The 10,348-nt window shown below is 34.6% G+C and carries 7 protein-coding genes; 4 read left to right on the top strand and 3 right to left on the bottom strand.

Going from position 1 to position 10,348, the window contains the following annotated elements:
- Nucleotides 1-79: 79 nt before the first annotated feature.
- The 4 genes from RM51_RS14585 (at nt 80) to RM51_RS19170 (ending at nt 4,387) form a co-directional block, all read left to right on the top strand.
- Nucleotides 80-1,519, top strand: coding sequence for a sodium:solute symporter (locus RM51_RS14585; protein WP_039371070.1), 1,440 nt, complete (start codon nt 80-82; stop codon nt 1,517-1,519).
- Between the two features lie 168 nt (nt 1,520-1,687).
- A complete protein-coding gene (locus tag RM51_RS14580; protein WP_039371067.1) occupies nt 1,688-2,539 on the top strand; it encodes a transketolase in 852 nt (283 codons plus the stop codon).
- A 97-nt stretch (nt 2,540-2,636) separates the two neighbouring features.
- Nucleotides 2,637-3,581: a transketolase family protein gene (locus tag RM51_RS14575; RefSeq protein ID WP_039371065.1), complete on the top strand. Its 945-nt coding sequence runs from the start codon at nt 2,637-2,639 to the stop codon at nt 3,579-3,581.
- Nucleotides 3,582-3,709: 128 nt separating this feature from the next.
- Nucleotides 3,710-4,387 (top strand): TlpA family protein disulfide reductase, encoded by a 678-nt coding sequence (locus RM51_RS19170; protein WP_052248518.1) that lies wholly within the window; start codon nt 3,710-3,712, stop codon nt 4,385-4,387.
- Nucleotides 4,388-4,508: 121 nt separating this feature from the next.
- Here the strand turns inward: RM51_RS19170 and RM51_RS14565 are convergent, their stop codons facing one another.
- From RM51_RS14565 to RM51_RS14555, 3 genes are all read right to left on the bottom strand, one after another.
- Nucleotides 4,509-4,886, bottom strand: a complete 378-nt coding sequence (locus RM51_RS14565) for a hypothetical protein (RefSeq protein WP_039371063.1) — start codon at nt 4,884-4,886, stop codon at nt 4,509-4,511.
- A gap of 68 nt (nt 4,887-4,954) precedes the next feature.
- Complete coding sequence (locus RM51_RS14560) at nt 4,955-5,425, bottom strand: Lrp/AsnC family transcriptional regulator (protein WP_039371059.1); 471 nt, start codon at nt 5,423-5,425, stop codon at nt 4,955-4,957.
- A 134-nt stretch (nt 5,426-5,559) separates the two neighbouring features.
- Nucleotides 5,560-10,347: a translocation/assembly module TamB domain-containing protein gene (locus tag RM51_RS14555; protein ID WP_039371056.1), complete on the bottom strand. Its 4,788-nt coding sequence runs from the start codon at nt 10,345-10,347 to the stop codon at nt 5,560-5,562.
- Nucleotide 10,348: the final 1 nt, after the last annotated feature.

Raw genomic sequence — 10,348 nt, 5'->3', positions numbered from 1 at the left:
AGATTGCAATCTGAAAGGTTTTTTCTTTTCCAACAGAACAGAAAAAAACTATATTTGCTGAAATTAAAACTGAGTACATATGTCTCCAATTATATTACTGTCCATCATTATCGTATATTTCGCATTGCTACTTTGGGTAGCTTACCGCACCGGAAAAGGAAGTGATAATGATAGTTTCTTCATCGGAAACCGTAAAAGTAATTGGATGCTTGTGGCCTTCGGGATGATAGGAACGTCACTTTCTGGGGTGACTTTTGTGAGTGTTCCCGGAGCTGTTGGAAATGATAAATTTGCCTATCTACAGATTACTTTAGGCTATCTGATTGGCTATATTGTTATTGCTTACGTCCTTCTTCCTTTATATTATCGATTAAAACTAACATCAATTTACGGCTACCTTCAGCAAAGAATGGGACAGCTTTCCTACAAATCAGGAGCATGGATTTTTATCGTTTCCAGATTGGTTGGTGCAACGGCAAGATTATATCTGGTAGTGAATATTTTACAGGTTTCAATTCTTGATAGTTTAGGCGTTCCGTTTATTGTAACCACACTGATTATTTTAGCAATGATTATCCTTTATACGTATGAAGGGGGTGTAAAAACCATCGTTTGGACGGATACGTTACAGACTTCTTGTATGTTGTTGGGATTAATTATCTGTACAATTTATATGTTAAATCATTTAGGATTAAATGTTGGAGAAAGTTTGACAGCTATGAACGAAAAAGGCTACACAAAAATCTTTGATTTTGATCCGAATCAGAAAAGCTTTTTCCTTAAACAAATTCTGGCAGGAGCTTTTATAACGATTACGATGACAGGAATTGATCAGGAAATGATGCAGAAAAGTCTATCTGTAACCAAATTAAAAGATTCTCAGAAAAACATGGTAACGCTTGGTTTTATTTTGTTGGGTGTAATTTCATTGTTCCTTTATATGGGCGGACTTCTTCATCTTTACGGAGCACAGGAAAATGTGACGAGCGCAGGTGACCAGTTATTCCCGGACGTTGCATTGAATCATATGCCTCCGTTTATTTCGATTATCTTTATTATTGCTTTGATTTCGGCTTTATTTCCAAGTGCAGATGGTGCAATGACTGCTCTTACTTCTTCTTTATGTATCGATATTTTCGGAATGAAAGAGAAGAAAGACTGGGACGATAAAAAGAAAGAAAAATTCAGAAAAAACATCCACTTATTGGTTGCTTTGTCATTCCTTATCATGGTGATTATTTTTAAAATCATCAATGACAACTCAATGATCGGGCTTATCCTAAAACTTGCCGGCTTTACTTACGGACCACTTTTAGGATTATTTGCTTTTGGAATTTTCACAAAATATAAAGTTAAAGACAAGTTAGTACCTTTCATTTGTATTGCAGCCCCTGTAATTTCTTTCTTTATCGATAAATATCAGGAAACGATCTTCGGGGAATTCAAAATCGGGTTGGAATTATTAATTATCAATGGTCTTCTTACTTTCGTAGGGTTGTGGCTTATTAGAAAAAAATAAATTTTCATCCCTTATGGAACTGGTTTCATAAATGGGAAGAAAGCCGTTGAACCCGTTCAATAATAAAAATATTTAAACAACTAAAACTCTGAGTTTTAATCTCAGAGTTTTTGCATTTCCGTAACCCAGTAAAAAATTGTAAATTCGCGTGCAAATAAATCTTATAAAATGAGTAAAAGTATCGAAGAGTTAAAATCTCTTACTACGCAAATCAGAAGAGACATTTTAAGAATGGTTCACGCTGTAAATTCTGGTCACCCAGGTGGAAGTTTAGGTTGTACTGAATACTTCACAGCCCTTTATGGAAAGGTAATGAACTATAATCTTCCTTTCACGATGGAAGGTAAAAATGAAGATCATTTCTATCTTTCAAACGGACACATTTCTCCGGTATTCTATTCTACTTTAGCTAGATTCGACTTTTTCCCTGTTGAAGAATTAAGTACTTTCAGAAAATTAGATTCTAGATTGCAAGGTCACCCTACCACTCACGAAGGTCTTTCTGGTGTAAGAATCGCTTCTGGTTCTTTAGGACAAGGTCTTTCTGTAGCTCTTGGTGTGGCTCAAGGTAAAAAATTAGACGGAGACAGCTCTTTAGTTTACTCTCTACATGGAGATGGTGAATTGCAGGAAGGTCAGGTTTGGGAAGCATTTATGTATGCTGCAGCAAAAAAAGTGGATAACATCATTTCTACGATTGACTATAACGGACAACAAATTGACGGAAGTACAGAAAATGTACTTTCTTTAGGAAATCTTCATGCAAAATTGGAGGCTTTCGGATGGACAGTTTTGGAAGAGAAAAACGGTAACGATCTTGAAGCTGTAATCGCTATTCTTGAAAAAGCAAAAACAGAAACAGGAAAAGGAAAGCCTGTAGCAATCATTCTTCATACAGAAATGGGAGCAGGTGTAGACTTTATGATGGGAACTCATGCTTGGCACGGAAAAGCTCCTAACGATGAGCAATTGGATACAGCATTCAAACAATTATATTTAGAAGCTCCTGCTGATTATTAATTATAAATGATAAATTATCAACGATAAATGATGATTGCAAATCTTTAAAATATCATTAATCACCTATCATTTATCAATTATTAAAAACTTAAGTAAAATGAAATTTACATATACAGAAAAAAAAGATACACGTTCAGGATTCGGAGCCGGATTAGCTGAACTTGCTGATACAAACCCTAATGTTGTAGCACTTTGTGCAGACCTTATCGGATCTTTGAAAATGGAGAAGTTCATTGAAAAAGCTCCTGAAAGATTCTACCAGACTGGTATTGCAGAAGCAAACATGATGGGTCTTGCTGCAGGTCTTAGCATTACAGGAAAAATTCCTTTTACGGGAACTTTCGCTAACTTCTCTACTTCAAGAGTATATGATCAGATTCGTCAATCGATCGCTTACTCTGGGAAAAACGTTAAAATCTGTGCTTCTCACGCAGGTCTTACTTTAGGAGAAGATGGTGCTACTCACCAAGTATTAGAAGATATCGGTATGATGAAAATGCTTCCTGGAATGACTGTAATCAACCCTTGTGACTACAACCAGACAAAAGCTGCTACTATTGCTATTGCTGAGCACGATGGTCCTGTATACTTAAGATTCGGTAGACCAACTGTTCCTGTTTTCATTCCGGAAGATATGCCTTTCGAAATCGGAAAAGGAATTCTTTTACAGGAAGGAACTGATGTAACAATTGTTGCTACAGGTCACTTGGTTTGGGAGTCTTTAGTTGCTGCTGATGAGCTTGAAAAAGAAGGTATTTCTTGTGAGGTAATCAACATCCACACAATTAAACCTCTTGATGAAGAAATCATCTTAAAATCTGTAGAAAAAACAGGTAAAATCGTTACTGCTGAAGAACACAACTACCTTGGTGGTTTAGGGGAGTCTGTTGCAGGAATGTTAGCTAGAAAAAGACCTACAAGACAGGAATTCGTTGCTGTAAATGATACTTTCGGAGAGTCTGCTACACCAGCTGAATTGATGAAGAAATATAAAATCGATGCTGCCGCTGTAAAAGAAGCAGTAAAGAGAATTTTAGCATAATATTTTCTTACATATATATATGAAAAGCATCCTTTCGGGGATGCTTTTTTATTTTAGATTTCATTGAGATCAAATTTCAACAATAAATATTCTAAAAAATACGTTTTGCTGTTATAAAACTAAAACAAATGAAACAACTCTTTTCTCTTCTCCTCTTCTTAAACACTTACTTCTTATTTGCACAAAATCAATATCATATCTTAAATGGAAATCAGGTTTTTAATCAAACCAGCTATGAAAAGTTTAAAGATAATATTTCTACAAAAGGAAAGTTAACAGAGAAAATAGCTTTAGTTTTCAAAAAGAACGACAGTACTTTTGCTCTCCCCAATCTAAAAGTTGAATTAGCCGACCATACTACCCGATACTATTTTAACAATCAAGTATACTTTGAGCAAATTTTTAAAAAGAAGGTCAATTTTATAGGATTAGAAGAAGTCCGCAACAATAAAAGTATTAATAAATCTAAGCCTTATTTTATCAATTGTTGGTACACAAACTGTAAACCTTGTGTTGAAGAAATTCCTGATCTCAATAAGCTACAGGAAGAATATAAGGACAAAGTAAACTTTATTGCCGTTACTTTTGATCAAGAGACTATTGTAAAAAGATTTTTGGAGAAGACTTCTTTTAATTTTGTTCACTTATCCAACCAACACCCTTTATTAAACTTAATGGAAATTCCTTTTTATCCAACAAGTTTTATTTTGGATAAGGATGGTAATTTTATCAGTTTTGTAAGTTACAATAATCCGGAGGGTCAAATGTATGCCAAGAAAATTTTGGATAAGCTAAACCCTAAATAATTTTAGTATTAAACTTGTTTTCTTCCCCATTAAGAATTCACTTTTAAATCGGCAAAAGATCATTAAACAAAAGAAACGGGCTTAAAGCCCGTTTCTTTTTATATTATAATATACCCTAAGGTTATTTAAAAAACTTCCATTTCGGAATAATTGCCAACATCCCGAATCCTGTAAAAAGGAAAAGATTGGTAACATCTGTATACAGAAAAGTTGACAGATAATAATTGTGCATAAAGAAGTGCAGAACAAGCAGCGCAGGGAATGCAAAGATGCCTATTTTTCTGTAAAAAAACATTAAAACAAGACTTACAACCATCAACGCGTCAATCGTGAAAATAGCATAAGAATACCAAGCCGGAATATTTAATGTTTCATGCTGCAGATATTCATCAAGATCGATTCCGAATCCCATGATCGTAAACAACATCAAGGCTGCGAATGCCCCTATAAAACCCCATCCTTTCTTCGGATCTTCATCAAAATAGCTATATTCTTCCATAGGTACAAAAATAAAGAACTTATGAGAGATTTCATAAGTTCTTTTTATATAATTCGTTTAAAATTTGATTAAATAGAGATAGCGTTAATCAATCTGTTTTTGTCGCTTAAGAATTCCTCCATAGAGATCATACTTTCAGTTCTCATTACATCCTGAATGTCATCTATTTGATAAATAATTCTTTTAGCATCATCAGTATTCTTAGCTCTTACTTTACAGAAAATATTATATTTTCCTGAAATAACGCTCGCTTCGATTACATTTGGAAGAGTTGACAATTCTTTCAAAACTTCTTGAGTTCTGTTAGATTTTGTCAATAAAATTCCGATAAAAGCTGTGAAGTGATAGTCTAGCTTTCCGTAATCGATGTTAAGAGATGATCCCAAAATAATACCCGCATCTTCCATTTTTTTCACTCTTACGTGAATTGTTCCAGCAGAAACATCCATTTGTTTTGCAATTTCCGTAAAAGGCATTCTTGTATTTTCTACTAAGAAATCAAGAATTTTCTTGTCTATTTCGTCCAGTTGATAGTTCATATTAGTCTGATTGTATTTTTTGTAAAAAACAAATATATATTTTGCAAATTTAGTAAAAATTATTTAGCAAAAAAAATTATAGCAAACATTAACAATAATTAACATGGATGATAAAAATCATTAAAATATTCTAATTATTTAACCTCTGATTTTACAGAATCTGTTTTTATTTCAGTTTCAGCAGGCTGCTGTTTTTTATTCTTTTTCTTCTTAAACAGAGAATTAAAACTTTTACTCCAAACGACCCCCACTCCATATGACTGATTTGCTGAACCATTCGCATTAAGACCTGTTCCCATTCCTATATTAGATGGCTTAGAATATCCTCTTAAGAGAACAGTACCGTCATTCTTTTTAGAAATATCATATTCAATAGACCCTTCCCCGGAAAGGAAGTTATTTGTATCTGTATTATCAGTTTTAGAAAGTGGAATTCCAAGACCCGTTTTCACATTCACTCTTGGGGAAACTTCGAAGCTCACACCGGCATTGGCTCTGTCTCCTGTATTTGAGTTCTGATCTCCTTTTACATAATTTAAGTCGATCTGGAATTCATTACTCATTGTATTCAAAGCGGAACCCAATTGTTTTAAAATCATATTGTATCCGGAACTTTCAGCAACTCCTGCGAAATCTACACCTACTCCACCCGTCGTCATATTAAAGCTGTTAAGCAGCAAAATAGATCCAAACTGCAATACTTTTTCACCATCCTGACTTAATTTGGCATTTAATGATTCTTTTACCTGACTAGAGACATCTAAAGCCGTCAACCCCAATTCTACATCCGGATTTGTCAAACTTTCGGTAATCTTAGCCTGAAGAAGAATTTTAATCGGTTGAAGACCACTCATACTCAGATATTCTCCGGTATTGGAAACCATTCTCATATAATTTGCAGTAATGTCTAAAGCTGGCTTCATAGCATCACCGTCCCAACGAATACTGCTTCCTTTTTCTATCTGGAAAGTTTTATTAAGAATCGCTTTAGAAATAAATGTTCCGGTATCCACCATATAAGCTCCGTTCATCGCTATATTTCCCTGTCTGCTCATCTGGAATTTCAGATTATTCGCAGTCCCTTTCACAGAAATATTTCCGACATCATCACCCACCAAAACATTTACGGTAGTTCCTTTATCAATATCTAAGCTTAAATCAATATTCATATTCGCTCCGGATCTCTTCTTTTCTTCCAGTACGATTTCCCCAATCTTATTTTCTTTTAAGAACCTCAGCATTTTAAATTCTTCCACATTGCTGGTAGAAGCGGAATTAAAAGTAAAGGTACTTCCAAATAAGGCTTTAAATGGTGTTCGTGGACTGGTTTCAATATCCAATGCCGAAACTGGCCCAGAAATGGTAGCTTCCCCTTGTCCGTACACTCTTCCCCAAAACAAATCGTTATCTTTTTGGGTTGAATTTAGCACCATCAGATTACTCGCATTAAAGAACAAAGCGACCTGCATGGAAGATAAAGTTTCAAAACGGATATATCCTGAAATAGTTCCCTGAGAATTTGTTCTTCCGTCATGAACTCCAATATTATTAAGAACTGCTAAACCTTTTGACAGAGGAATTGTAGTATCATCAAAAGAGTAATCAACTCCGGTAAATAAAAGTTTCAAACCAAATCCTTTCAAATCAATATCTCCACTATAATCCAAATCATTCAGCTTTCCACTGATTTTAAGATCCCCCGTTGCTTTACCACGCATATTTCCAAAAATGGATTGTACAAACTGTTGGGTAAATGCCAGATCAAAATCTCTCATTTCAGCCGTAAGATCGATAATAGGAGTCGAAGTATTGTTATTTACAGTTCCGGTAACATGTAGATTGTTATTTCCAATAATTCCAGCCGAAGCAACTTTTATATCAATATCATAAACATTTAAAGAAAAACTGTTGGTCGCCGATATGGTAATATCTCCCATGTCGTTCCCATTCATTATGATATCATCTATGGTCATATCTACAAGAGGCTGCAACGTATTTTTATCCATTCTGATTTTTACGTTACCATTTGCCAGTCCTTTTATTCCCATAGAATTACCTCCCGACTGCATTTCTAAAAGTTTCTCTATTGAAAAGTCTTTTACTTCCGCATCTACATAAAAGTCTTTTGCAGATTTAAAGGTTGATTCATTAATCTGCAATGAACTGTTATCTGAATAAATTCTCAGATTCCTTATTTCAAAGTCGGATGTCTTTTTCCTATATACAATAGAATGATCTAAGTTCGGATCAGTATCTATTCTCCAAACTACATCATTAAAGGCAATTTCCGTAGGCTCGAATCTGAACACAAAATCACCTGCTGCATTCGTAGACTGATTGAAATTGATCGCATAGCTTTTCAACTTATCTTCCATATCATCTTCAGGACTTCCATGTTTAAAATTGGTGGAAATTCTAAGGATGGTATTATTTTCATTTTTACCGGTTAAGGTAATATCCCGAAGTATATTTTTATTGTATTCTATCTTATTTATTTTAGCGTACAGCTGTTGATCAAGATTAGCCGTATTAATTCTTACCATAACACTGTCGACCATAGCGCTGTCTTTCGTAATATTTTCCCTCTCATTAATTTTATAGGAAGGATTCGCCGCAGCCAATGCTTTATCTGCATCTGTAATTTCCTCTACTTTGGTCATCACATATTTCAGAGAAGCTGCATCAAGATTTAGTATTAAATTATTAGAATTACCATCATATTCACCTTCCACTTTAGCTCCTTGCGGTAGTTTCAAATCCGGCATAAAATAACTGATCAAGCCTTGCTCGACATTAAAATTCATTGCAAAACTTTCACCTCGGTACAATTTTCTTGGTGGAGGACCTACTAAGATTTTTCCTAATCCGTTTTCTACCATTCCAACAAGGTCTGCAAGGTTATATCTCCCCGAAATTTTACCATCAAGAGCTCCCGGAGCATTCACATCAATTACTCTTCCTCCGTTTTCCAGATACGTTTTAAGTTTTGCGTTAGGAATTTTATATCGTTGGTCTGCCGTTGCAAAATCTATATTATGAGCTTCTACATCTAGATTCAAATCATTAATGGTAGACATTGCCATTTTCCCAACCACTTGTCCGCTTACAATTTGATTTCCCGGTTTACCCGTGAAGTAATTCATATTCAAATAATTCACATTGGCATCTACGTTGGCAAAAATTCTTGAAGTACTGAAGTCTATTAATCCTTTTATAGTAGCTTTTGCCTGCTCATCGTTCACCGTAATGAGCCCGTTATATTTTTTATGATCTAATAAACCGTCTAAATACACGTTATTGATCTCTTTATTCATAATCTCAACACTTGAAATCTGAGATTTCGTACTCAGCTTCATGGTATTAACATCAAAACTTTGTCCGTTGATATTAAATTTACCTGAAATTAATCCTACTGACTTATTTTTTGTGATTACAGAGGTATTCAAATCTTTTATCTCTGCATATCCAACATATTTTGGTAATGAAGAACTATAATCTGATAATGTGAAATTTGTGATTTTAGCCTGTCCGATTCCTGTCATAAGGTTTCCAGATGAGACATAGACCTGCTTTGGACTTACTTTAGCCGTTCCGTTGTATTTCAGTTTTCCAAAATCATCTGCAAAGTTTTTCATCTTCTTCGAAATGAAAGAAGGCATCATCTTTTTTAAGTCCTTATAGGTGAAATCAGCAGAAAGATCGTTAGTTTGTATTAGGAAGTTTCCTTTAAGAAGATTATCCGCTTTCAGTTTCTTTGTCGCAATATTCACATCAGGATTTCTAATCAGAAAGTTCTCTAAAGTAAATTGATTTAGCGGCCCTTCCATTTTCCCGGAAAGATTGAAAGGAATAAAATTATCCCAATTGGTTACAAAATAACTGATATCATACCCGCTAAGCTGGCTTCCCTGATTGATATTCATCTCCCATTTTACCTTATTGGTAAAATCAGCCCAAGAACCTTTATGTAGATTAAATTTAATATCTCCCTGTAGTAAGGAATGATCGGTATTTAAAGTCAAATCTTTAAGCAACAGAAAATCTTCTGTCATAGAAAATTCCGTAGAAAAGGTTTCTACAAAATGAGATTTCCCCCATCTCTTGGTCGTAAATGTGAAATTGTTGATTTGTGCAGCAATATTTGCTCCATTTACTCTTACTTTTGGAGCTTTTAGATTAACATTGGTCGCAGTAAGCCATTTTCCCGGTTCTCCAGGTGAATTCTGATTAATGATAGAAACTTTGGAATCCAAAATCTCTAATCGGGAATTAAGCTGAAAAGGAGGTTTATTAGGATCTCTTTTTTTTCCGCTGTCGAATAATTTTGTAAATCGTATGAAGTTTGAAATACTGTCGCCTTTATAGGTAATTACTTTTACATCGGCATTTTTAAGGATCAATCCGTTAAAACTTAAAGAATTGTGTTTTCCTATATTGGTCGCTAATGAAAACCAGTCTGAATTGGCAATAAATTCTTTAGCTTTTATGAATTCAAAACCTTTATAATCTTTTACTTTTAAGCCTTTAATAGTAACATCTCCGAAAAAGTCTACCTCAACACTTTCGGTAGACATATCTGCTTTAAAATCTCTGTTTACAATTTGTAACGCCTGATCTGCAGCCCATCTTTTGGTAATGGGAAGATTAATGGCAATAAAAGCAAGAACAACGACACTAAGAACAAACCAAAAAAGAATCAGTAAAAGTCGCGCCCACCAAGAATAGCTCGTTACATCTTTTGCCGCCTGCTTTCCTATTTCCTGAGCGGCATCCAAAGGATGTTTTATGGCATCTGAGGCAAATTCGGAAGCTTCTTTTACGGTTTCTTGAACATTTTCCACAGTTTTCTGTACCTGATTCCCTAAGTTTTCAGCTACTGATTTTTTGTTCTCATTCTCGTTATTATTCTCTAACTTTGCCATT

The sequence above is a fragment of the Chryseobacterium taiwanense genome (assembly GCF_000813825.1).
Lineage (GTDB): Bacteria > Bacteroidota > Bacteroidia > Flavobacteriales > Weeksellaceae > Chryseobacterium > Chryseobacterium taiwanense.
The sequence above is the reverse complement of the archived record's forward strand: the minus strand, read 5'-3'. Positions and strand labels throughout refer to the sequence as shown.

What these genes read in the sequence shown, in the direction of transcription:
- RM51_RS14585 (WP_039371070.1), top strand. Translation starts at nt 80, where the DNA reads ATGTCTCCAATTATATTACTGTCCATCATTATCGTATATTTCGCATTG.
- RM51_RS14580 (WP_039371067.1), top strand. Translation starts at nt 1,688, where the DNA reads ATGAGTAAAAGTATCGAAGAGTTAAAATCTCTTACTACGCAAATCAGA.
- RM51_RS14575 (WP_039371065.1), top strand. Translation starts at nt 2,637, where the DNA reads ATGAAATTTACATATACAGAAAAAAAAGATACACGTTCAGGATTCGGA.
- RM51_RS19170 (WP_052248518.1), top strand. Translation starts at nt 3,710, where the DNA reads ATGAAACAACTCTTTTCTCTTCTCCTCTTCTTAAACACTTACTTCTTA.
- RM51_RS14565 (WP_039371063.1), bottom strand. Translation starts at nt 4,886, where the DNA reads ATGGAAGAATATAGCTATTTTGATGAAGATCCGAAGAAAGGATGGGGT.
- RM51_RS14560 (WP_039371059.1), bottom strand. Translation starts at nt 5,425, where the DNA reads ATGAACTATCAACTGGACGAAATAGACAAGAAAATTCTTGATTTCTTA.
- RM51_RS14555 (WP_039371056.1), bottom strand. Translation starts at nt 10,347, where the DNA reads ATGGCAAAGTTAGAGAATAATAACGAGAATGAGAACAAAAAATCAGTA.